The sequence below is a fragment of the Flavobacterium sp. 28YEA47A genome (genome assembly GCF_041262125.1).
Classification (GTDB): Bacteria; Bacteroidota; Bacteroidia; order Flavobacteriales; family Flavobacteriaceae; genus Flavobacterium.
The window spans coordinates 223,289-247,831 of the sequence record NZ_JBGCCI010000003.1; the positions used below are offsets into that span (position 1 = coordinate 223,289).

Genomic DNA, 24,543 nt, shown 5'->3' on the forward strand with positions numbered 1-24,543 from the left:
ATGACTTATAGTTCCCGATAATCACCTGGTATAAATAAGAACGGTGGAGTATTTCACTTCCACCGTTCTTATTTTATTTCAAAAAGATATTTTTAAATCAAGCAGATGCTTTCTTCCCGATTAGCTTTTTTATTATAGTTACCAAAATAACTGCTATAATTCCAACAACCAAACCAACACCAAATTCCTTAACCATTGATGGTATTGTTGGAAACAATTCATGTAAAAAATGTACATTATGCACAAAAATACCTCCGGCTACCAGAATTAGGGCAATCGTACCTACTATGGCCAATCCTTTAATAATTATCGGCAACGACTTCACAAGCAACGTACCTATTAAAAACATCAAAGACTTTTCTTTTGAACGTCTGATCAGATTGTAACCCGCATCATCCATACGAACAATCAGTGTAACAATACCGTATACTCCCACAGTTGCTATAAGTGCCACTGCTGAAACCGTTATTATCTGTACCGTCAATGATTGTGTCAGCACGCTTCCCAGAGCAATAATCACAATTTCGACCGAAAGTATAAAATCTGTGGTTATTGCTGATCTTACCTTAGTCTTTTCAGCCTCTGCATCATCTCGTACCTCTTCAACTACAGGTGCATGGTCGGCTGTTTTTCGATGGAAAAGATATTCAACAATTTTTTCTACTCCTTCATAGGCAAGAAAAGCTCCGCCAAACATCAGGATAATTATAATAGCCAGGGGAAGAAAGGCATTTAACAGCAAGGCTATCGGTACAATAATCACTTTGTTCAACAGCGAACCTTTGGTAATTGCCCAAAGAACAGGAATTTCTCTGGAAGCTAAAAAGCCGGTAGCTTTTTCTGCATTTACGGCCAAATCATCACCTAAAATCCCGGCGGTTTTCTTCGTTGCCAACTTTGTAGTCATTGCTACATCGTCCATAAGTAGCGCTATATCATCTAAAACGGCAAAAATACCTGAAGCCATATTTTTTTAATTAATTAGGCCGCAAATTAGACAATCGGACGGTGTCCTACAATACCCGCGACAATTTTAATTGAACAAAATATTAGGTTAAAAGGTCAAAAGGTTAAAGGTTGTAAGACTACCCAGAACATCTTCACTATCAACTAACCACTATCAACTAACCACTATCAACTAACCACTATCAACTATCAACTATTTTTGATTTGTTTTATTCCTTCCCTGTAAGTTGTTATCTTAAACTCCGGAAAGCGGTTCTTGAATTTAGATACATCAAAAATATTATCAGAGGCATATCTTGGCAAAAGTTCCTGAAGTTCTTTAGCCTGCTTATTGAATATAGCACCTATTTTAAAAACAAATTTTGGAATAACCTTATAATTCAATTCCTTTCCATAAACGTCAGACACTAACGCTATGAATTGCTTATAATTGAGCCTGCTTACATCTATTGGAAGATGCCAGGTTTGCCCGTACGCATCGGGAGTATTCCCAATCAATGCTGTAGCCCTACTGGCGTCCGGTGTCCAGATCAGGCTTCTTAATTTCTGGTCGCTCAATGGAACTTTCAGCTTTTTGTTTTTCTTGACAGCATCGAAAACAAGCGTATTGGTTATGCTTTGCGTTTTACCCGGCCCGTAAAATTCAGGAGCACGGCAGATTACTGCTTCAATCTGACCTGATTCCATTTCACGTAAGAGCATTTCAGCCATATTTTTCCGCACTGCTCCTTTTCTGCCTACAGGACTAAACGGACTTTCTTCTGTCAGGATCTCACTATTTTGGGGATACATATACGTATTATCAAAAAATACCAGCCTGACATGGTGCTTCTTGCAAGCGTCTATCACATTCCGCATGATTACAGGAAATTGCTCTTCCCACATTTTGCTGTCCATCGGAAGTCCTAAAGTAAAATATGCAATATCACTGCCTTTTACGGCTTCATCAGCCTTATCTTTATCTAGCAGGTTGGCTGCAAACAGTCTATCGGTTTCGTTTACCTTTTTAGGTTTTCTACTCACTAGTCTGATGTCTGAAGTGTAATTCCGTTTTAGTTCTCTTGCCAGTTCTTCAGCTATTTGTCCGTTGGCTCCAAGTATCGTCTGCATCTGTTCTCTTTTAAATTTCCTGAGTCTTTTATTGCCTCCATTTTGTATAACAAATTTCGACAATTTCCAGGTAATTATTACATTGGATTTGGAAATAAAAAGCAAGTAAAGTTCCCAAAAGATAAAGCATTCTTACACCCTGGTTTAGTTATCGGCTGTCAAGGTTTTGCTGCTGTTTCGTGAAATTAAAGATGAATTGCACTAAAAAAAGCCGGTATTTAAAAAACTTATAAAACGGCAATATTTTAGCCTAAAATAAAATATTTTACAACAATTTAACATTAATTAAAACTTTTTTCCTACGTTTGTAATCCCAAATCTAATATTAATTATGAACAAAACTACCTTATTAGGAATGTTGTGCCTATTCGTTATGGGCATAACCCAAGGTCAAGTTGTGTCTGAGAACAAGTCCCCACTTGAAAAAGCGCAACACTATCTTAAAGAAAAAGGCGAAGTAGTCTTCACTTTCCAAGCTCAATCCAAAGAACAATTTAAAGAACTGGCGCGTTTCTTGTCTATTAGCCACAAGATAGTCGACCAAAACGATCTGAAAGTCGAGGCATATGCCAATCCGGAGCAATTCAAAAAATTCCAGACGTATGGCCTTCCGTTCGAAGTCAGCGTTTCTGAGAATGAATTTATTGCCGACGAATACCTTACTTACGGCACTTCGGCTTGGGATGATACCTGGAATGCGTATCCTAAATATTCAGAATATGTTGCTAAAATGCAATATTGGGCCAATACTTATCCTAATTTATGTAAACTTCAGAGCATTGGTACAACTCCAAACGGAAGAACACTTTATGTCATGAAAATTTCTGACAACGCACAGGTTGATGAGGCCGAAGCGGAATTCCTTTATACCTCTTCCATGCACGGAGATGAAATTACAGGATTTCCAACCATGATGCGTCTTATTGATTATCTGCTGACAGGTTATGCTACAAACAGCGAAATTAGCAACATTGTCAACAATACCGAAATCTTTATCTGTCCGTTGGCAAATCCCGATGGATCTTATAAAACTGCCGGAAACGACACTATGAATTCTGCCGGAAATACGGCTACCAGAGCCAATTCCGCAGGAGTCGACCTCAACAGAAACTACCCTGACGCTATCGACGGGTTACACCCTGACGGTTATGCGTACCAACCTGAAACGCTTGCTTTCATGGAATTTGAGAAAACTCGAAATTTTGTATTGGCAGCTAATTATCACGGTGGTGTAGAAGTAGTAAACTTCCCATGGGATACGTCAACGACGCCAGGTACGGCCAATTTCAGTATCCATCCGCATGACAACTATTTCAAGTTTGTTTCAAAAGAATATGCTCAGCTTTGCCAAATTGCTGACGGAAATGCCAATTATATGGACGATGTTATCAACACAGGGCAGTTTCCAGGAACAACAAACGGTGCCGCATGGTATTCTGTTTATGGCGGAAGACAGGACTGGAACAATTTCTTTAACCATAACAAAGAAATGACGATCGAGATTTCGGCAACCAAATTCCCATCTGCTGCTAACCTTCCGTTCTATTGGGACAGAAACAGACAGGCGCTTCTTAACTATATGAAACAGGCCAATTATGGCTTAAAAGGAACCGTAAAAAACAGCGCTGGCGAAGCTGTAGACGCAAAAATATACATCAGCAATGTTGACTTGATGGGATCTTGGGTAAAAACAGGCCCGCTGGGTGACTACTACAAAGTGATGATTGCAGGAACCTACAATGTAACTTTTGAAGCTCCGGGTTATATCAGCCAGACACAAAGTGTTACTGTTGCTAACAATGCGGCAACAGTACTAAATGTTACAATGGTAGCAAGTACAGCTATTCCAACAGCAGACGACAAGACAATCTGCGAAGGACAAACTGCTGCACTTACAGCAACCGGAACCGGAACCATCAGATGGTATGCAGATAACACGACTACTACAGTACTTGCAACCGGCACATCCTATACAACTCCGGCATTAAGCGCAAACAGATCTTATTTTGTAGAGATCGAAACGCCACAAACTGTGGGCCCTGCAACAGTTTCAGGAGGTGCTGTAGTAAACAATACGACAGCTAGAAACAGATATATGATTTTTAGTGCTACGATTCCATCAAAATTGAAAACCGTAACGATTAATTCAAGTGCCGCAGGAGATATCATGGTGGAACTTCAAAACAGTACGGGAACAATGTTGGAATCTAAAGTGATAAAACTGGCCGCATCAGGAACTCAGGAAATTGATTTGAATTTCTTTGTCCCTGCAGAAAACAACATGAGGTTGGTTGTAAGAGAAATTTCAGGATTCAGTATCTACAGAGCCAATTCCGGAATTACCTACCCTTATACTAATGGAGTAATTTCAATTACTGCCAATAGCGGTACTGGAATATTCTTTCCTTTCTTTAACTGGAAATTCCAAACCTTTAAGAGCGTTAGAGACGAAGTTATCGTAACTGTAAAACCAAATCCAACCATAACCACCATTACTCCAAACACAAAAGTAAGAGGCGAAGCAGGCTTTACCTTAACCGTAAATGGTACTAACTTTGTTAATGGTGAATCTATAATTAACTGGAATGGCACTAACAAGACGACTACTTTTGTAAGCGCGACCCAATTGACCGCGTCGATTCTTGCTTCTGAAATTGCTACAACGGGTACAATTCCGGTAAAAGTATTTAATACATGCAATAACTTTTCAACAGCTGCAACGAACTTTACTATTACAGCACCGACTTCTACCACATGGAACGGAAGTGGATGGTCTAACGGAACTCCAACGGCCAGTCTTGATGCTATCATAAATGGAAATTTCTCTTCGGGCGCTAACGGCACATTTACTACAAAGAGCCTAACCCTCAATTCAGGCTATACACTAACCGTAAATACCGGAACTAGCCTGACAATAAGTGATGCCATCACAAATAATGCAGGAGCAGCAAATTTCATCGTAGAAAGTAATGCCAACCTGATCCAGACAAACAATGCCGTAAATACAGGCCAAATTACTGTAAAAAGAAACAGCGCTCCATTATATCGTTTTGATTACACCCTATGGTCTTCACCGGTAAATGGCCAAAATCTGCGCAATTTCTCGCCAGCAACGTTAACAAACAGATTTTACATCTATAATCCTGTACTTGGAAATAATGGTAACTATGAAGCCATTTATCCTGCGCAAAATGAAAGTACCTACACCTTTGCACAAGCAAAAGGATACCTGATCAGAGTTCCGGACAATTATGTTTCTTATGTGAATTCATCAATTCCAGGAATCGCTTACAACGGTGTTTTTGTTGGTATACCTTACAATGGAAACTTCAGCTTTCCTCTTTCCAACGCCAATAACGGATTTAATCTTGTAGGAAACCCTTATCCTTCTGCTATTTCAATTTCCGGATTATTTTCTTCGAATTCCAATGCCATTGATGGAACTGTCTGGTTCTGGAGAAAAAGAAACGGTGTTGCAGGAAGTGGTTATGCTACAACAACAGGATTGGGAATCACGAGTGCACAGCCGGAAGTAGCTTCTATGAATCCAAACGGAATCATCAGCAGCGGGCAAGGATTTTTCGTGAAAGTGAAAAATAATGCTTCTCAATCGTCATTAAATTTCAGCAATGCTATTCGTTCAGCTGGTACAAACGGCGTATTTTTTAGAAATGGAACTACCGATTCAGAGGATATCGAGAAACACAGAATGTGGTTAAACCTATCTAACGAAACGGATGTCATAGGCCAAACCTTACTTGGATATATGGCAGGTGCTACAGAAGGTGTTGATTATGGAATTGATGGAAAATATTTCAATGACAGCCCAATTGCCCTGACTTCTTATATTGACAATTCAGAATATGCAATTCAAGGAAGAAGCTTGCCGTTTTCTACAAATGACATTGTCCCTTTGAGCTTTAAAACCAACGTTTCTGGAAGCTATAGTATTTCTATCGACCATTTAGACGGTCTTTTTGAAGCAAACCAGGATATTTTCTTAAGAGATAATCAATCCGGACAACTCCATAACCTAAAAACAGCTGCTTATAATTTCACAACAGAATCAGGAAACTTTACGAACCGTTTCGAGATTGTATACAGAGCTGCACTTGGCGTGGAAACTCCAACAATCAATCCAAACAGTATTGTCGTTTATAAGAAAAACGAAATGCTTTACATTGATTCTGGAAATTATATGATGGAAAAAATTGAGTTGTACGATGTAAGTGGAAGACTTATCTATTCTAAGTCAGAAGTTGATGATACGAAAACCGTAATTTCAAATCTTTCGGTTGCAAATCAGGTATTGCTGGTAAAAATCATTACTTCGGAAAACGGAACCGCAACCAAAAAGATTGTTTACTAACTAATAAAAAGAAAACATGAAAAATACAGCTATAAAATTTCTGAGCCTGATTTTCTTCTTATTTAGTTCATTATCGGTTTTGGCACAAAATCCTGAAGAAGTTCCTGAAGATTTGGATGGCCCTAGTGCTCCAATCAGCGATCACATTTGGCTTCTTGCCTTGGTTGGATTGGCTTATGTATTTTTAAAATACAGCCCAAAACTGATGAAAAGAAATTCATAATATTTAAAGAGTTTCTGTTCTTGAATCATCCAAATACTAAATTTGGAAGTACAAAAGCTCTAAAAAACGTAAAACCCTATTAATTAAAGGCTTGCAACACCCAGTGTTTGCAAGCCTTTGCATTTTTTACGCTATATTTTAGATAATTTATGTTAAAATTTGAAAAAACTTTTTTATATTTGAATACCCAAATCTAGTATTAATCTTTAAAATCTATAAAATAGCTCAAGTTGCTAACCCCTGCAACTTTTACTTATAAAGACCCCAAGTCTATTTTATCGCAATTTATCATTATCTAAACCCCATAAGATTATGAAAAAAACCTACCTACTAGGCTGTAAGCTGACGCTTACACTATTTCTTGTATTGCTTACTTCCGTAAGCTATTCACAAAACCAGACATTTACATCTTCAGGAACATTTACTGTACCCGTTGGCGTTACCAGCATCACTGTTGAGGCATGGGGCGGAGGCGGAAAAGGAGGAACCAGAACAACCAACGGCGGAGGCGGAGGCGGAGGCGGCGGAGCTTATGTTAGAAGCGTAATAACCGTAACTCCATTAACTACTTACACCGTAACCGTTGGTGCCGGAAGTACATCAACTTCAAACGGAGGCGATTCATGGTTTAGCTCTGCCACTACCCTGCTTGCCAAAGGAGGCGAAAGTGTTGCCAACAATACAACTGCCGGAGGCGACGGAGGTACTGCCGCTGCAAGTATAGGTGATTTTAAGCGTTCTGGCGGTAATGGTGCCGATGGAACTACTATAATAACCATATATGGTGGAGGTGGTGGTTCTTCTGCAGGAACTGCTCTTGCCGGAGTCAACGGCGCTACTTTTAACGGAGGAACAGCACCAGCCGGCGGAGGAAATGGTGGTAACGGAGTCAACTCCAGTACAGCTAACGGAAATGGTGCTGCCGGTGCTACACCTGGAGGCGGAGGCGGAGGTGGAAAAAGAACCAGCGGTTCTGCCACTCGAAATGGAGGTAACGGAGCTACTGGACAAGTAGTCGTTAGCTACACTTTACCAAACGGGCCGGGTGGAATTACAGCCGGCTTGCAATTATGGCTTCGTGCCGACTTAGTAAACGGAACAAACTCTGTAGCAGACAATACTAATGTTTCTTCCTGGCAAACACAAGCCATGGGAAGCAACGCTTCAGTATATACGTCAGGACAAGAACCAAAATTCAAAAACAACCAGACAGATAACGTCAATTTCAACGCTGTTGTCGACTTTAAGAATGTCTCTACCGAAGCCGCCGGAAGCTATAATTATGGTTTGGCGGGTCAGCAATATCTGGTAGGAAATACAGGATATTATACGCAAGACCAGTTTATTGTTGTCATTCCAAATGTTACTGTGAACAGCTCTTTCGGAAGTATGGATATACTTTGTTCTGATGCTGACATAACAACGCAGGAAAATGACGGAACAGGAATCGGTTTTGGAGCGTATTCGCAGCGTTTTAACAACGAGGTCCTTTCCTATGCTTATGGCACTTCATCAGGTTTAGGAAACGGATATGGTATTGCCGAAACAAGTACGACAAAAACTTACACAAACGTCGGGATAATCAACACCAGAAACAATACAGGATCGACAGCCCAGGAACTTTTTTATAATGGTGTAAATATTGTAAACACAACTTCTACCGGAACATTTACCAATCTATCTAACGGAAAATACTGGATCGGGCGAAGTGAAGGATGGAAAGCCACACTTGACGGAAGAATTGCCGAAATCATCACCTTTAACTCACGTAAAAACGACGCCAGCGAAAGAATCCGAATTGAAAGTTATCTGGCTATCAAATACGGAATCACGATGGGTGTAAACGGGACATCCCAAAACTATACTAATTCTGACGGGACAATAATCTGGAATACGGCTTCAAATGCAGGCTATAACTGGAACATTGCGGGAATTGGGCGTGACGACCTCTCTAAATTAAATCAAAAGCAATCGAGAAGTGTCAATTTAGCAACAGACGTTGTTATTGGTCTTGGAGAAATAGCGACAACAAACACGCAAAATGCTACAACTTTCACCACAAATAAAGATTATTTAGTGTGGGGATGCAACAACGGCTCTTTTGCTTCTTCGGGAATAACTACAAACATCAATCTTGGCGGGCTTACTACTTCTTTTACTGCCGGAAACAGAAAATGGAAAATTGTAGAAACCGGAACAGATGTTGGTCAGGTTGTAGTATCGCTTCCAAAATCTTCGCTAACTTCTAATTTCACAAAAACAGCTACTCAGGAATATGTACTGATTGTTTCTTCAACAAGCGCTTTTGGCAGCAACGACATCGTTGACATTATTCCATTAACAGACACCGGCAGCAATTATGAGACATGGTATGACTTTGATGGCACTAAATTTTTCAGCTTTGGAATTTCCAACCAATTTGATAACAAATATAGACTTGACAACCAAACCGGAGATTTCGTATTGGGTGAAAAAAACATCAACCTTAATTCCAGTTTTACAGTATCAGGATGGGTTAGGCACACAAGCGGCGGCGGTACGGTTGTAGCTAAAAACGACGCTTATCAGTTCTATATCAACGGCTCAAATAAATTCATAGGGAATTGGAATGGCGGTGACAGAATCACAAGCACAACTTCCATCAATAACGGAAAATGGCATTATGTAGCAGTTACCTTCAACAGCGGTACTGCCAGCCTTTATATTGATGGCGTGTTAGATGCTACAGCAACAAGTCAACCGGTTCCGACTTCAAACACCTCTAATTTTTCTATTGGTGCATTATGGTCAAACAAATCATCAATTTCTAGCGTATTTTCAGGCGATATTGACGAAATCAGAATTTGGAACAGCAATTTAAATGCCGCTCAGATTCGCTATGTTATGAATCAGGAAATCGAAAAGAACGGAACGAATACCTATGGAAAATCCATTCCTAATACGATTACTAAAAATGATATTGCCAGCATTCCGTGGAATAATCTTCAGGCGTATTATGATTTCAATACTTTTTATGGGACATCTATAAAAGATAAGTCTGACAATAATCGCTGGGCCAGAATCAAATACCTTACCGTAGACAAGAATATTGTAGGTGCGCAAACCGCTCCGCTTCCTTATCTGTCTACAATAGACGGAGCATGGGCTACCACAACAACATGGACAAACGGAAACTTACAGGAACTTCCAAACAATGTTTCCATCGTGAATGCCAGTATTCCGGTAGATTGGAATATTGTACAAACATCACATAATGTTAGTTCTGTAGGAAACAAGACAGTGCTGGGGCTTAACGTTAGCAACAACACCTTAAGCGTCCAAAACGACACCAAAATTGAAGTGTCTCATTATTTAAAAATAAACGGGAAAATTGACCTTGTTGGAAAATCACAACTGATACAAACATTAAACAGTGACCTTGACCCTACCAGTACAGGATCTTTAGAAAGAGACCAGCAAGGCACAAGCAACAAATACAATTACAACTACTGGTGTTCTCCTGTAAGCACACAAAACGGGACGACAAATAATGTCGGATATACTATAAACGGTGTATTGAGAGACGGCACAACAGCTATACCACAAACTATCCAATGGACATCGGGTACAGATGGTGCACCTGGTTCACCAATAACATTGAGCAGCAAATGGCTTTATAAATTCCAAAGTGCTTCAAACAACTATGCCAACTGGATTTATGTAGGCCACACCGGATCATTATTTGCCGCACAAGGTTTTACAATGAAAGGAAGCGGTGCCGCTACTCCAAAACAGAACTATACTTTTGTAGGCAAGCCTAACAATGGAAGAATTCAATACAATATAGGGCCAAACTTGTTAAATCTGACAGGAAATCCATATCCTTCAGCACTTGACGCCACTGCTTTTATCAATGACAACCTGGCTACTACAACAGGAACACTCTATTTTTGGGATCATTTTGGAGGCGAAACGCATATATTATTATCCTATCTTGGAGGTTATGCCGCGAGAAATCTTGTAGGAGGAGTTGTAGCAATGTCACAACCGGAACTCAGAAATGTAGGTCCTGGTACAAAAATCCCAAACAGATATGTACCAGTAGGACAAGGATTTTTTGTAACCGCAAGCAATATTGGCGGCGATATGGTTTTTAACAACAACCAAAGACAATTCGTCAAAGAAGACAATGTCAATTCAAACATGATGTTCAGAAACCAGGCCAGTGCTATTCCAAATGCGAATCATTTCGAAAAAAACTCAGATGATTTGGAAGAAGAACAGGATGATTTTATCAAAATACGTTTGGGATACGATTCCAAAGACAAGTACCACAGGCAGATTCTCTTAGGTTTCATGAACGAACTTGCCAGTAGTGAAATAGAACCAGGATACGATGCTATTCATATTGATACTCAGGTTAACGATATGTATTTTATCCATAACGGCACCAAATTGGTTATCCAGGGTGATGGTTATTTCAACACCAGCAATATATATCCATTGGCTGTTAAAGCAGACGCTGCCGGAAATGTAAAATTCATGTTGGACAAAGTAGAAAACCTGGATGAAAATCAGGGAGTTTACATTTTCGATAACATGACCGGAATCTATCACAACATCAGAAACAATACTTTTGAGATAAACCTTGATGCGGGATTGCACGACCGAAGATTTTCATTGCGATTTTCTCCAAGCGAAAGCCTGGGAACTGATAATCCAAGCCTAGTAGATGGAATCGATATTGCCTTTACAAGCAATAATAATATGTTGCATATTAAAAACAAATTAATGAATACTACGGTAACTTCTGTTGCTGCTTATACCCTACTTGGACAAAATCTGTTGTCCTGGAATGTAGAAAACCAGACACAGGAAAACATCCAGATCCCAATTTCAGGTTTAAGCACCGGAGCGTATATCGTTAAAATAACAACCACCAATGGTGAGCTAAGCAAAAAAATCATCGTAAAATAATTATAATTATGGGGATTATATTTATTTAGGTTGATTTTATAAAAAAAGTCCCGGGTTTCCGGGACTTTTTGTTTATATATGGGATTATAATTATTGTAACATTTTTTTCAGGCCTTCAAAATCTACGGTATGCTTTTCGCCTGTCACCAAATCTTTTACGCTATAGCTTCCTGTTGCTATTTCATTTGATCCTGCCATGACAGCAAAAGTAATCTGGCGTTTTTCAGCATATTTGAATTGTTTGTCCAGTTTTGCCTTGTCAGGATACAACTCTACTTTTATTCCTTCATTTCTTAATTGGGTAACCGCTTGCATAGCATAAAAACCTTCGGCTTCTCCATAGTTAAAAAAGATAGCTTTGGAAGTTGCGGTAACCGTTTGCGGGAAAAGGCCTAATTCTTCTAAAACAAGATAGATTCTGTCAAGTCCAAAAGAAATCCCGACGCCGCTCACATTTTTCAATCCGAAAATACCTGTCAGGTCATCATACCTACCGCCGCCACCAATAGAACCCATTGCTACGGTTTTTGGTGCAGCTACTTCAAAAATAGCTCCGGTATAATAATTCAATCCACGGGCTAGCGTAACATCTAAATCAAGGTTTGATTTTTTCAAACCTAACTTAGCAACCGTATTACAGATAAATTGCAGTTCCTCTACTCCTTTTGTTCCTTCTTCTGATGATTGCAAAAGTTCTGAGAGTTTATTTATCTTTTCAGAAATTGTCCCGGTAAACTGGAATAAAGGCTGTACTTTTTCTATTGCTTCAGCAGAAATCCCTTTTCCAAGCATTTCTTTCTTAACGCCATCTTCGCCAATTTTATCCAACTTGTCCAAAGCCACGGTAAAATCGATAAGCCTATCGCTTGCTCCAATAACTTCTGCAATGCCGGACAATATTTTTCTGTTATTGATTTTTATGGTAACGCCTTCCAACCCTAATTCGGTAAACACGGCATCATACAGCTGTACCAATTCTACTTCCTGCCACAAAGACGTTGAACCTACAACATCGGCATCGCATTGATAAAATTCTCTGAAACGTCCTTTTTGCGGATTATCTGCTCTCCAAACCGGCTGAATCTGATATCTTTTGAATGGAAATTCAATTTCCGCCTGGTGTTGAACAACATATCTCGCAAAAGGCACAGTCAAATCGTAACGTAATGCTTTTTCTGATAACGAATTGGAAAATTTAGCTAGGTTATTCGCTTCTAAAGCTGCCAAATCAGCTTTTTTGACTTTATCACCAGAATTCAAAATCTTAAAAATCAAACGGTCGCCTTCTTCCCCATATTTCCCCATAAGGGTTTCGGAGTTTTCAAAAGATGGCGTCTCAATAGGCTGATAGCCATATCGTTCAAAATTGGTTTTTATAATCTGGATGATATACTGTCGCTTTGAAACCTCGATTGGTGAAAAATCTCTGGTCCCTTTTGGAATTCCCGGTTTGGCCATTTTTTTTAGACTTCTTTGTTGTACTTTAAACTTATGCAAATATCTTATTTTTATTTGGGATTTGGGAAAATAGAATCGGGTTTCAACTTTTGACTTTAAACTTGTAACTTTTGACATCCAACTTGCGACTTATGACTTAAAATTCATACTTTAGAGCCATAAAACGGAGACATGTTCAAACTGCTGAAAGAAAACGTGCATATCGCCATGGGTTCCATCCGAACCCAGTTATTGCGTACCATCTTAACGGTACTTATTATCGCTATCGGAATCACGGCATTGGTCGGAATCCTCACCCTAGTATCCGCTTTGGAGAACACGGTTGGCAGTAATTTTTCCTCTATGGGTTCCAATACATTTTCAATGAGCCAATACGATGCATCGGCACAAATCAACAGAAATAATAATGTTGAAAAAATCAATCCGATTATCAGCTATCCGCAAGCCAAAGCATTCCAGGAAAAATATACCTATCCTTTTACAACAACTTCTTTGTCATTTACGGCAACGTCTACCGCAGAAATCAAATTTGAAAATAAAAAGACCGATCCGGATATTTCTGTTTTAGGTGTCGATGAAAACTTCCTTATCAATTCTGGACTTGAAACTCAGGTAGGAAGAAATTTCACGGGATTTGATATCCAAAACAACAATTATGTATGTGTTGTAGGTTCTGATTTTTTAAAAGGACTATTAAAAGATGTCAATCCAATAGATAAGGTACTTTCCATTCGAGGTGCCAAATTCAGGGTAATTGGAGTACTTAAAGAAAAAGGTTCCACTTTTGGAAACAGTCAGGATTTGCGCGTATTGATCCCAACCCAGATTGCCCGTTCTTTATTTACAGCACCTAATATCAATTACGATCTGAAAGTGCTCGTAGGAAAAGAAGAATTATTGAATGCGGCCGTTGATGACGCTATAATCACGATGCGAAAAGTCCGAAAATTAAACCCTGTTGAAGAAAATAATTTCGGAATCACCCGAAGCGACGAGCTTTTGCAAATGCTTCGTTCTCAAACAGAATTTATGGGTATTGCTGCTTGGGTTATAGGTATTATTACCATTTTTGGCTCCTCTATTGCCTTAATGAATATCATGATTGTTTCTGTAACCGAAAGAACACGTGAAATTGGCGTACGTAAGGCACTTGGCGCAAAACGTTCCACCATAGCTTTTCAGTTTTTTACAGAAAGTCTTGTTATTGGGCAGATTGGTGGTTTTGTGGGTATTTTTCTAGGAGTATTGATTGGCTACTTAATTTCTCTCGGCCTGAATTTTGAATTCGTTGCTCCGTGGATGGCAATCGTTGCCGCAGTAATCATCAGCTTTATCGTTGCTTTATTTTCCGGGCTGTATCCTGCAATAAAAGCAGCTTATCTTGATCCTATAGAAGCGTTACGATACGAATAGCGACCTATTTTCTTCCGAAAATCATCCTGTCATTACCATAGATGTCTTTTCTCAATTCGATTTCTTTGAAGTTTTTTACTTCTAACAGATTAATCATTTCTGATCCAAGATATTGATTGATTTCAAAAAAGAGCTCGCCTTTTTCATTCAGATTGTTCTGTGCCAATTCAGAGATTTTACGATAAAAAAGCAAGGCATCATCATCTTCAACAAACAAAGCCAGGTGTGGCTCATAGTCCAGGACATTCTTTTTTATTTCTTCTTTTTCAAGATTCCTGACATACGGCGGATTGGAAACAATAATATCAAAATCATGTTCCAGATTCTCAGCCTTCAAGATATCTTTCAGCATAAAAACAACAGCTACTTCGTTTGCAAGAGCATTTCTTTTTGCAGTTTCCAATGCTTTTTCAGAAACATCAATAGCAAAAACCTCAGCATCAGGAAGATTTTTTGCCAGAGAAATTGCAATACAGCCACTGCCCGTTCCTATATCGAGAATCTTTACTTTGCCTTTAAATTCGTTTTTTTTGATAATCCATTCTACCAATTCTTCGGTTTCAGGTCTGGGAATAAGAGTGTTTTCATTTACTTCAAACTCCAATCCATAGAAATGGGTTTCGCCTAAAATATATTGTATCGGGATTTCTTTTTCAAGTCTTTCCAAAACCTGATTCCATTTGTAGGTTTCCTGATCTGTAAAAGCAAAATCCGGATGCAATGCCAAATCAATGCGTTTCATCTTGTGGAAACTTTCCAGTATGATATAAAAAAAGCTCTCCGCTTCCAACACATCATACAAGGGCGTCAGTTTTTCTATAAATTGGTTCCGATAGTCTTTAGCTAACATTTTTGATTTTTTTTGCAGTTCTAGCAATCGAATTGGACAGCAATTTCAGCTACCTTTTTGACGCTATTCTCCGGACTGGCTTTAGAAGACAGGAACAAAATTACTCTTTCCTCTTCATAATCCCTATTTGCTCCAAAAATAAAATCCAATTTGCCATCACCATCAATATCACCCACAAAAAGCAATTCGACAAAAGTATCATTGAAAGAGGCTTCCTGTAAAAGCAATTTTTCAGGAGTATTCTTTGTGGAAATATAGAGTTTGTAGTTTTTTACGTTTTGAAAAATTTCCTCATTTCCTCCATCATTAATAACCTTTTCAGAAGAAAGCACTTCACCTTCTGCCCTTAAAAAATATTCAATGCCATTAAAAACAAGCGTTATTTTTTCCTTAGGCCAAATCTTATTTTTGTCGATCTTCAATGATTTGATTTCACCCGACTTTAATTCCGGTAAATCCATAAAAAGAAGTGTTTTTGTGTTGGAATTGATAATTTTTGTAGAATCTCCGGCACATTCATCATAGCCGTTTTCCAGTTTAAAATCGGCTTTACCAAGATAAAACCTACCATTCTTTTCATATAAATCCGCCCAGTTTTTAGTCAATGAAGTAGCTGGATTCTTATTCTCCCAAGTACGATAACTTGTGGCAAGCAATATATTAAAGTCGTTATTAAAATCAGCATCTTCAGAGACGGCCTCATCTGCTGGAAGTACTTTTTCAACAACTGCTTTTTCAATTGTATCAGTCGTTTTCACCTCTTGGACATCTTTATTGTCCTTACAGGAAAACAGTATAAAAAATAAGAAAAAAGGCAATACTATTCTTTTCATTTTCGGATTCAGGATTTCAAGCTCTAAAAAATTTTAGCTTACTTTTGTTCCGTGAAGATACACGAAAAATACATATTACGATGCATCGAACTTGCCAAAAATGGACTTGGAACAACTTATCCGAATCCTTTGGTGGGAAGCGTTATCGTATATGAAGGCAAAATCATAGGCGAAGGCTGGCACCAAAAAGCCGGAGAGCCTCATGCTGAAGTCAATGCGGTCAATTCTGTAAAAGACAAATCCCTGCTCGAAAAATCGACAATATATGTAAGCCTGGAACCTTGCAGCCATTTCGGAAAAACGCCTCCTTGCTGCGACCTGATTATACAGCAGAAAATACCCAATATTGTCATAGGAACCATTGATCCTTTTGCAAAAGTTTCCGGAAACGGAATAAGAAAATTGAACGAAGCCGGAAGGAACGTAACGGTTGGCATTTTGGAAAAAGAATGCAACGAGCTGAACAAACGTTTCTTTACGTTTCACCAAAAGAAAAGACCTTATATTATTTTAAAATGGGCTGAAAGTGCTGACGGTTTTTTAAGTCCTAATACCAGAGATGAGCAAAAACCGGTTTGGATTACCAATGCGTATTCCCGACAATTAGTCCACAAATGGAGAACCGAAGAACAGGCCATTTTAGTAGGAACGCAAACAGTACTTGACGATAACCCGAAATTAAATTCCCGCGATTGGAAAGGCAATAACCCGATCCGTATCGTACTGGACAGAACCGGAAAAATCCCAAATCACTATGCCGTAAAAGACAATTCATCCAAAACAATTATTATTACGGAAGAGGAAAAAACGACAAATTCTGAAAATATTATTTTTGAAAATACTATCTTTGATAGGAGCCTCCCCGATTCTATTTTGAAAATTTTGCACAAAAACGATATTCAATCCGTGATTATCGAAGGTGGTAAAATGACATTGCAAACTTTTATCGATGCAGGACTTTGGGATGAAGCCAGAGTCTTCAAAGGAGCAATTTCATTGGTTTCAGGAACGGCAGCTCCAAAAATTAAAGGAGAATTGATAGACAGGAAAAACATCCTGAATGACGAACTCTTAATTTTCAAAAACCATGATTAATACAATAATTTTCGATTTTGGAGATATTTTCATCAACCTGGATTTCGAAGCCATGCAAAAAGCCATGAAATCGTTAGGATTGAAAGAATGGACAGAAGAGCTGGACAAGTTGAATTATAAATTTGAAAAGGGAAATATCAAAGAACATGATTTTCTGAAAGGAATCCAAAACCATATCCCAAATGCTTCGCTGGAAGAAATCAAAAATGCATGGAGCAAAGTGCTTTTGGACTTTCCCCTTTATCGATTGGAATTCCTTCATAAACTCTCACATAGCTACCGGTTGTTTCTGCTTAGCAATACAGATTCCATACATGTAGAGCAGTTTGAGCATATTGTGGGCGAATCTTTCAGCAGGGATTTCTACCAATGTTTTGAAAAAGTGTATTTCTCATTTGAAATCGGACAGCGGAAACCGGAGCCGGAAGCTTTTAATTATATTATCAACAAGCACGAATTATCACCCAAACGCACTTTATTTGTAGACGACAGAAAAGACAATACAGATGTTGCCGAAAGTCTCGGGTTTCAGGTATGGAACCTAAAAGTTGGCGAAGAAGATGTTGTAGATATGTTCGACAAAAAAATTATCTCTCTATAAATTTTGGAAGTAAAAGATACTTACAGAACGCTCGATTTTCCATCGGAAGAAGTTTTATACAAAGAAAAAAACAGTAAATTTTTCGGTTACGCATTCCCGATTTCGTCTGAAGAGGAAGCTAAAGAAATTCTTGAAGACCTACGCAAACAGCATCATTCCGCCAGACATTGGTGTTATGCTTTCCAGATTGGGACAGAAAAAATATATTTCAGTGCCAATGATGATGGCGAGCCAAGCAATAGTGCCGGAATGCCTATCTACGGCCAGATACAATCTTTTGAAATTACAAACGTATTGGTTGTGGTTGTGCGCTATTTTGGCGGCGTAAAATTAGGTGTTGGAGGACTAATTTCTGCCTACAGGACCGCCGCACAGATGGCCTTGGAAGCTTCAGAAATTGTAGAAAAGACAATCGACATTCACTATCTGGTTAGTTTTGACTACAAAAACATGAACAAGGTAATGCGCGTCATTAAGGAAAAAAATCTCGATATCGTTTCGCAAAAGATGGAAATGAGCTGCGAAATTGAGATCAAAACCAGAAAAAAAAATGCCGAAATGGTATTCGACATTTTTTCTAATTTATATGAAATCGGCATCAAATTGAAAGAATAAATGCCGATTCAATAGTATTCCTATGCGAGCGTTAAAAGCTTCTCAACAATATAGTCAGGAGGGAGTGTTGGACGACCCGTTTTCATATCAACAAATACTAACACAGAATTGCCAATTGTTAATAACTCATCCTTTTCGTTATAAATCTCATAGTCGAATTCTATCTTCACAGACGTCTGGCTTTTAAAGATGGTTTTTACACGGATCAGGTCGTCATAGCGAGCCGGCTTTTTGTAGTTCATAGAAAGTGAAACAACCGGAAGCATAATTCCGTTTTCTTCCATCCATTTATATGAAACCCCTAGATTTCTGAGCCATTCCACGCGTCCCATCTCAAAATACTGGGCATAATTTCCATGATAAACAACCCCCATTTGGTCCGTTTCGGCATAACGAACTCTTACTTTAAACTCATATTCTCGCATCCTTTTTTTGTATTTTAAAATTAAGGTTAAGACAATGTATTTTTATTGTGTACTTACAACAATATTTTTACAAAATCAACATGTAATTAATTTTTTTTTACAGATTTTTGTCACATATTTGTTCTCCCAAAGAAGTTACGAAAGATGTACTTTTTCTTTTGTAGGAATTACTTTAAAAACATAATAATTTATCAGGATATATGAACAAAACTGCGCAATCGGTATGGGAAAATTGTCTCTCTTTTATAAAGGACAACATTCAAGATCAGGCATACAAAACTTGGTTTGAACCTATTAAGTCGGTTGAGCTAACAGACAATGCTTTATACATCCAGGTTCCCAGCAAATTCTTTTATGAATGGCTGGAGGAACACTACGTGAAATTATTAAAAGTTGCGTTGACAAAAGAACTTGGAAAAAACGCAAAGTTACTCTATAAAATTAAAATGGAAAACACTTATGGCAATAAACAACCGTTTACGGAACAATTGCCTAGTGCACACCGCCAACCTGTAAAAGCACAGGATGTTGATGTTCCATTACAAAATAAAAATCCTGAACTAAAGAATCCTTTTGTTATTCCTGGAATCAGGAATGTCAAAATCGAATCCCAATTGAATGCCAATTACAGCTTTGACAACTTTCTTGAAGGTGATTCAAACAGATTGGCACGTTCAGCTGGTATGGCTGTTGCCAACAAACCAGGCGGTACTTCATTTAATCCTTTGTTGATTTTTGGCGGCGTTGGTTTGGGTAAAACCCACTTGGCACACGCTATAGGTGTTGAGATAAAAGACAAATACCCTGAAAAAACGGTACTTTATATTTCTGCCGAAATATTTACGCAGCAATATATTGATTCCGTAAAGAAAAATACGCGTAATGATTTCATCCATTTTTATCAATTAATCGATGTTCTTATTATTGACGACGTACAATTCTTATCTGGAAAAACCGGAACTCAGGATGTATTTTTCCATATTTTCAACTACCTGCACCAAAACGGAAAACAGGTAATCCTTACTTCAGACAAGGCTCCTGTTGATATGCAGGATATTGAACAGCGATTGCTTTCCCGTTTCAAATGGGGGCTTTCCGCAGAATTGCACCAACCGGATTATGAAACCAGGATTTCTATCTTAAAGAACATCTTATATCGTGATGGTGTTGAAGTTCCTGAAGAAATCATTGAATATGTTGCCAGAAACATCAAGTCAAATGTCCGTGAATTAGAAGGAGCTATTATCTCCTTAATTGCACAGTCTTCTTTTAACAAAAAGGAAGTAACGCTTGATCTTGCCAAGCAGATTGTTGAAAAATTCGTAAAGAATGTTAAGCGCGAAATTTCTATCGACTATATTCAAAAAGTCGTATCCGATTATTTCCAACTTGACCTGGATATGCTTCAGTCTAAAACAAGAAAGCGACATGTTGTTCAGGCAAGACAGCTGGCAATGTTCTTTGCAAAAAAATACACCAAAGCATCTTTGGCTAATATCGGATCACAAATTGGAGATCGTGACCACGCAACCGTACTTCACGCCTGCAAAACTGTTGACAACCTGGTTTCGACAGACAAGCAGTTCAAGAAATTTGTTGACGATATCAATAAGAAATTATCTTTATAAGAACTCAGAAACTTTCCGAAGCCTGAATTCTGATAACTGACACTTAAGATTATGCCCATAAAAATATTGATGGTCTGCCTCGGAAACATCTGCCGTTCACCATTGGCAGAAGGAATTTTGCAGTCCAAACTTCCTAGGGATCAGTTTATAGTAGATTCGGCTGGCACAGGTGACTGGCATGTTGGCAGACAGCCCGATTCCCGATCGATAGCTATTGCCAAATCAAACGGTTTGGATATTTCGAGACAAAGAGGAAGATTGTTTACCGCTAAGGATTTTGAGACCAACGATTATATTTTTGTGATGGACAATTCCAATTATAAAGATGTCCTACGTTTGGCTCCAAATGCAGAAGCAAAATCAAAAGTCAGCCTGATTCTTAACGAGCTTTTCCCTGACGAAAATGTAGACGTTCCGGATCCTTATTTCGGATTGGAAGACGGATTTTCGAATGTATATGGAATGTTAGACGAAGTCTGCGAAATCATAGCTGAAAAACTTATAGCAAAACACCAATGAAAGCCTTAGGAAAACTATACCTGATTCCGACAACGCTTGGCGAAAGCGACCCGATGGACGTATTGCCGCAAACTGTCAAGAGAGCTATCGATTTCATTGATTATTATATCGTCGAGAACGAGAAAACGGCACGAAAGTCAATAAAAGCCGTGCACCCTGAAAAAAAACAACCCGATTTAAAAATAAGCCTGCTGAACAAGCATACTGACAGCAAGGAATATGAACAGATGATCAAACCTTGCCTGGAAGGAATTAATGTAGGATTGATGTCTGAAGCCGGTTGTCCCGGAGTTGCCGATCCTGGCGCGGTCATCGTTAAGATTGCGCACGAAAGAGGAATACAGGTAGTTCCACTGGTTGGCCCTTCCTCCATCCTATTGGCACTTATGGGATCCGGAATGAATGGACAGAGTTTTGCCTTTAATGGTTATCTTCCTATTGACAAGTCAGAAAAAAAGTCGGCTTTAAAAAACCTGGAAAAATTGTCTTACGACAAAAATCAATCCCAGCTTTTTATTGAAACGCCTTACAGAAATAACAAGTTGCTGGAAGATCTACTTCAAACATTGCAAGGCAATACCTTATTATGCATTGCCTGTGATATTACACTACCTAGCGAGTATATCAAAACACTAAGAGTAGCAGACTGGAAAAAAACAAAAATAGATCTGCATAACCGACCTTGTATTTTTATCATTCACAAGACCAACTAGCAGAAACATAAAATAAAAAAAGGAAGACTTTCGTCTTCCTTTTTTTATTCTTCGATAAGCTCTTTTTTAATTCAGCTTCACTTTTGCATTCATATTAGGAATGATATGTGAAGTATCATAACCAGCAAATAGCTTAAAGTAACTTTTCATTGATGTACCAAAGCCATCTTTAAATTTGCGTCTGCCATTGCTATGCAAATAATTCTTTACGGAACCGGCTCCACCTAAATGTGCCGCTGCCAGAATTCCGGATTCGGTAATTTTGACTCCATTGATAATCTTTCCTTCAAATTTTTCAATTTCAGCAGACAATTGCGCCTTATTGATTGACAATAGTGCTTTGAAAGCCTTTTCCTGAAGTCTTGGATTATTTAAGAACTCGCTTCGGCTTTTAATTCCGATGGAACGAAGAGCCGACATACCAAATTGGTATTTACCCATGTATCCAAAAGGATTGACTAATTGGTATTGGCCTTGAGATTCTCTGATGGCAATGGCTTGTTTAAAGCCTGTGTACGATTTCCCGGTGTAAGGGAGTTCTAGGTTGACATATTGGCTTTCATCTTGTGTAGGAACTGTGCTAATGATTTCTTCATCATCTCCTACATAAAACCAAGAGTCTTTTTCTGATTCTTTAGAGGTAAACCCTAATGTAATGAACGCTACGGACACTATAAGTCCTGCAAAAAAATAATACTTTCTTAACATAAATTTGATTTCTCAAGCGCTGTCACCTTCTTGAAATTTCTACGCGGCAAATATACAACAAATAATATTAAACTGAAAATCAGCCTGTTAATGTTTTCTAAAAATAGATAAAGTGCCACTTTATGCCGCCTAACTCCCTGAATTCTATAGTAGGTGCAGGAACCTTTATAGAATTAAAAACAGAAAAAAGCGTCTTTAAAAAATGTGAATTGGTATTAATTTTTGTCAGATCGACATCGAGACTCAGATAAAATTGACGTGTTCTTTGCTTTTCAGGCAGGAAAATCGTGTTTACGAGCTCATCATTTGCCGTAATCATTCCTTCAGCTCCATAACCAACAGCAAAATTGAGCCATTTTGGAACTTTTGATTCCTTAAAAAAAGAATGGATATTAGCTGAAAGCCAGTAAGTTTGTCCGTTATAATCTTTTAAAATTTCTTCTGAAAAAGTCGCACCTAGCACTTCTGGCCGTGCTCCGGCATAGGGAGTTCTATGAAAAGAAAATTTCGGGACAATACGCTGTTCTTCCCATAACAGCTCCTGAGAAACATACAACAAGGTTCCTGAAGCATTCGCCGCAGCATCACCCCAGGAAAAACCCCATTCGGAAGAATATCCGTCAAGAACCTCTACTGCCGTCAGGAATACAAAACCTGTGGTGGCTCCATATATTAGCTGATCTTTTTTTGAGACGCCGCTCCAATTCAGAAGTTCCGCACCAAAACGCCCAATGTGGTAGGAAGAATACACATGTCCGGCTTTGTCCATTTGGAGCCAGGAGGCGTTATCATTTTTGAAGTGAAAACCGGATTTTTCATAATCATTATACCAAAGTTGGCTCAGTCCGACAAGAGCACCCGTTATGGCTACACCTTCTGAAATGACAACGGCATTTCTTCGCTGTATATTTAAACTATCAGATGGCCTGAGAAAATCTTGGAATTGATTTTGCGCCAGGCCATCCGTAAATAGCAGCAAGAATAAAAAATATAATGCGCTATGATATTTCAAAACTATCTTTTGATTCCTTGTTTGTTCACCCAGGCTATATATTTCTGGCGATTCACCTCATGCTGAGCAGGAGTCACGGCAAATTCATGGTAACCAAAATTAGTCACACTTGCACAGAAGTAGATGTAATTGTGCTTTTCCGGATTCAATACGGCATCAATTGCTGATACGTCAGGCATCGCAATCGGTCCCGGAGGCAATCCAAAATTTTGGTACGTATTGTATGGCGATACCGTTTCAAGGTCTTTATTTAAAACTCTTTTTATAACACGCTCAAAATCATTCGCTTCTTTTTTAACAGCATAAATAACCGTAGGATCCGCTTGAAGTTTGATACCTGATTTTAATCGGTTTAGGTATACTCCCGCTACTCTTGGTCTTTCGTCTGTTTTTACTGTCTCTTTATGCACGATTGATGCCAAGGCAGAAACTTCCAAAGGTGTAAGATTTAAAGCCTCAGCTTTTGCTTTTCTTTCGTCGTTCCAAAAACCACGGTATTCTTTTGCCATCCTGTCACGGAATTTTTCCGCAGAAGTGTTCCAGAAAAACTCATACGAATTCGGAATAAACATGCTCAATACATTTTCTTCCGTAAATCCGTTTTCTTCCAAAAAGGTCTTATCTGTAAAAGCCTTCATCAGAGAAGTACTGTCTGCCTCAATCTGAGAGCCAATTCTTCCTGCAAAATCTTCAAGCCTTTCCTGATTATTGAACGCCAACTTCACCGGTAGGCTTATGCGCAACGAATTAATGATATCGTTGTTATTCATTGCTTTTTTCAAAAGAAATTTACCTGGCTTCACGTTGGCAACATACGATTTCTTTTCAGCAACCATTCTGAAGTTATCCATATTTTCGATATAGGGTGCTACAATTTTTTCTACAGTTTCATAATTTGAATCCGTAGGAATATAGACATACATTTCACTTTCAGAAAATTTTGTATTGGCAGAAAAGATTTTTCTGTACAGCATATAACCATAGATGGACAGCGCCAGCACTAAAAGCACTGAAAATATTGCAACGATTTTTTTAATTTTCACGTAATA

At 38.6% G+C, this 24,543-nt stretch carries 19 protein-coding genes; 10 read left to right on the forward strand and 9 right to left on the reverse strand.

What is annotated here, in order from left to right; genetic code table 11:
- Window positions 1–97: 97 nt before the first annotated feature.
- Window positions 98–967, reverse strand: a complete 870-nt coding sequence (locus ABH942_RS05465) for a DUF808 domain-containing protein (RefSeq protein ID WP_370029972.1) — start codon at window positions 965–967, stop codon at window positions 98–100.
- 188 nt (window positions 968–1,155) lie between these two features.
- Window positions 1,156–2,076 carry an NAD-dependent epimerase/dehydratase family protein gene (locus ABH942_RS05470; protein WP_370029973.1) on the reverse strand — a complete coding sequence of 307 codons (921 nt, stop codon included), beginning with the start codon at window positions 2,074–2,076 and terminating at the stop codon, window positions 1,156–1,158.
- A gap of 331 nt (window positions 2,077–2,407) precedes the next feature.
- Here ABH942_RS05470 and ABH942_RS05475 point away from each other — a divergent pair, with 331 nt between their 5' ends.
- The 3 genes from ABH942_RS05475 (at window position 2,408) to ABH942_RS05485 (ending at window position 11,624) form a co-directional block, all read left to right on the forward strand.
- Complete coding sequence (locus ABH942_RS05475; RefSeq protein WP_370029974.1) at window positions 2,408–6,445, forward strand: M14 family zinc carboxypeptidase; 4,038 nt, start codon at window positions 2,408–2,410, stop codon at window positions 6,443–6,445.
- 16 nt (window positions 6,446–6,461) lie between these two features.
- Window positions 6,462–6,668 (forward strand): hypothetical protein, encoded by a 207-nt coding sequence (locus ABH942_RS05480; RefSeq protein WP_370029975.1) that lies wholly within the window; start codon window positions 6,462–6,464, stop codon window positions 6,666–6,668.
- 312 nt (window positions 6,669–6,980) lie between these two features.
- Window positions 6,981–11,624, forward strand: coding sequence for a LamG-like jellyroll fold domain-containing protein (locus ABH942_RS05485; protein ID WP_370029976.1), 4,644 nt, complete (start codon window positions 6,981–6,983; stop codon window positions 11,622–11,624).
- Between the two features lie 90 nt (window positions 11,625–11,714).
- On the opposite strand, the gene hisS is transcribed toward ABH942_RS05485, so the two are convergent.
- Window positions 11,715–13,082, reverse strand: a complete 1,368-nt coding sequence (hisS, locus tag ABH942_RS05490) for a histidine--tRNA ligase (protein ID WP_370030270.1) — start codon at window positions 13,080–13,082, stop codon at window positions 11,715–11,717.
- A gap of 171 nt (window positions 13,083–13,253) precedes the next feature.
- Here hisS and ABH942_RS05495 point away from each other — a divergent pair, with 171 nt between their 5' ends.
- The gene (locus tag ABH942_RS05495; RefSeq protein ID WP_370029977.1) at window positions 13,254–14,495 is read left to right on the forward strand and encodes an ABC transporter permease; all 1,242 of its coding nucleotides are present in this window, start codon (window positions 13,254–13,256) and stop codon (window positions 14,493–14,495) included.
- Between the two features lie 4 nt (window positions 14,496–14,499).
- Here the strand turns inward: ABH942_RS05495 and prmC are convergent, their stop codons facing one another.
- Together prmC and ABH942_RS05505 are read right to left on the reverse strand one after the other, a co-directional pair.
- Window positions 14,500–15,345, reverse strand: coding sequence for a peptide chain release factor N(5)-glutamine methyltransferase (gene prmC, locus ABH942_RS05500; RefSeq protein WP_370029978.1), 846 nt, complete (start codon window positions 15,343–15,345; stop codon window positions 14,500–14,502).
- 20 nt (window positions 15,346–15,365) lie between these two features.
- Window positions 15,366–16,178, reverse strand: coding sequence for a hypothetical protein (locus ABH942_RS05505; RefSeq protein ID WP_370029979.1), 813 nt, complete (start codon window positions 16,176–16,178; stop codon window positions 15,366–15,368).
- A gap of 51 nt (window positions 16,179–16,229) precedes the next feature.
- On the opposite strand from ABH942_RS05505, the gene ribD reads away from it, so the two are divergent.
- The 3 genes from ribD to ABH942_RS05520 are packed head-to-tail and all read left to right on the forward strand — an operon-like array spanning window position 16,230 to window position 18,489.
- Window positions 16,230–17,273: a bifunctional diaminohydroxyphosphoribosylaminopyrimidine deaminase/5-amino-6-(5-phosphoribosylamino)uracil reductase RibD gene (ribD, locus tag ABH942_RS05510; RefSeq protein WP_370029980.1), complete on the forward strand. Its 1,044-nt coding sequence runs from the start codon at window positions 16,230–16,232 to the stop codon at window positions 17,271–17,273.
- A complete protein-coding gene (locus tag ABH942_RS05515; RefSeq protein ID WP_370029981.1) occupies window positions 17,266–17,874 on the forward strand; it encodes an HAD family hydrolase in 609 nt (202 codons plus the stop codon). The genes ribD and ABH942_RS05515 overlap by 8 nt, the downstream gene beginning before the upstream one ends.
- Before the next feature lie 3 nt (window positions 17,875–17,877).
- Window positions 17,878–18,489, forward strand: a complete 612-nt coding sequence (locus ABH942_RS05520) for a YigZ family protein (RefSeq protein WP_370029982.1) — start codon at window positions 17,878–17,880, stop codon at window positions 18,487–18,489.
- Window positions 18,490–18,509: 20 nt separating this feature from the next.
- On the opposite strand, the gene ABH942_RS05525 is transcribed toward ABH942_RS05520, so the two are convergent.
- Window positions 18,510–18,914 carry an acyl-CoA thioesterase gene (locus ABH942_RS05525; RefSeq protein WP_370029983.1) on the reverse strand — a complete coding sequence of 135 codons (405 nt, stop codon included), beginning with the start codon at window positions 18,912–18,914 and terminating at the stop codon, window positions 18,510–18,512.
- 200 nt (window positions 18,915–19,114) lie between these two features.
- Here ABH942_RS05525 and dnaA point away from each other — a divergent pair, with 200 nt between their 5' ends.
- From dnaA to ABH942_RS05540, 3 genes are read left to right on the forward strand one after another with little or no spacing between them, the layout of a single operon-like run.
- A complete protein-coding gene (gene dnaA / locus ABH942_RS05530) occupies window positions 19,115–20,542 on the forward strand; it encodes a chromosomal replication initiator protein DnaA (RefSeq protein WP_140002313.1) in 1,428 nt (475 codons plus the stop codon).
- Between the two features lie 51 nt (window positions 20,543–20,593).
- Window positions 20,594–21,061 carry a low molecular weight protein-tyrosine-phosphatase gene (locus ABH942_RS05535; protein WP_370029984.1) on the forward strand — a complete coding sequence of 156 codons (468 nt, stop codon included), beginning with the start codon at window positions 20,594–20,596 and terminating at the stop codon, window positions 21,059–21,061.
- Entirely contained in the window at window positions 21,058–21,774 is a 717-nt protein-coding gene (locus tag ABH942_RS05540; RefSeq protein WP_370029985.1) for an SAM-dependent methyltransferase, read from the forward strand. The genes ABH942_RS05535 and ABH942_RS05540 overlap by 4 nt, the downstream gene beginning before the upstream one ends.
- 66 nt (window positions 21,775–21,840) lie before the next feature.
- On the opposite strand, the gene ABH942_RS05545 is transcribed toward ABH942_RS05540, so the two are convergent.
- From ABH942_RS05545 to mltG, 3 genes are all read right to left on the reverse strand, one after another.
- A complete protein-coding gene (locus ABH942_RS05545) occupies window positions 21,841–22,482 on the reverse strand; it encodes a peptidoglycan-binding protein LysM (RefSeq protein WP_370029986.1) in 642 nt (213 codons plus the stop codon).
- Between the two features lie 97 nt (window positions 22,483–22,579).
- On the reverse strand, window positions 22,580–23,494 hold the full coding sequence (locus tag ABH942_RS05550; protein ID WP_370029988.1) for a DUF2279 domain-containing protein: 915 nt from the start codon (window positions 23,492–23,494) through the stop codon (window positions 22,580–22,582).
- A 2-nt stretch (window positions 23,495–23,496) separates the two neighbouring features.
- Window positions 23,497–24,537: an endolytic transglycosylase MltG gene (mltG, locus tag ABH942_RS05555; protein ID WP_370029989.1), complete on the reverse strand. Its 1,041-nt coding sequence runs from the start codon at window positions 24,535–24,537 to the stop codon at window positions 23,497–23,499.
- Window positions 24,538–24,543 lie beyond the last annotated feature (6 nt).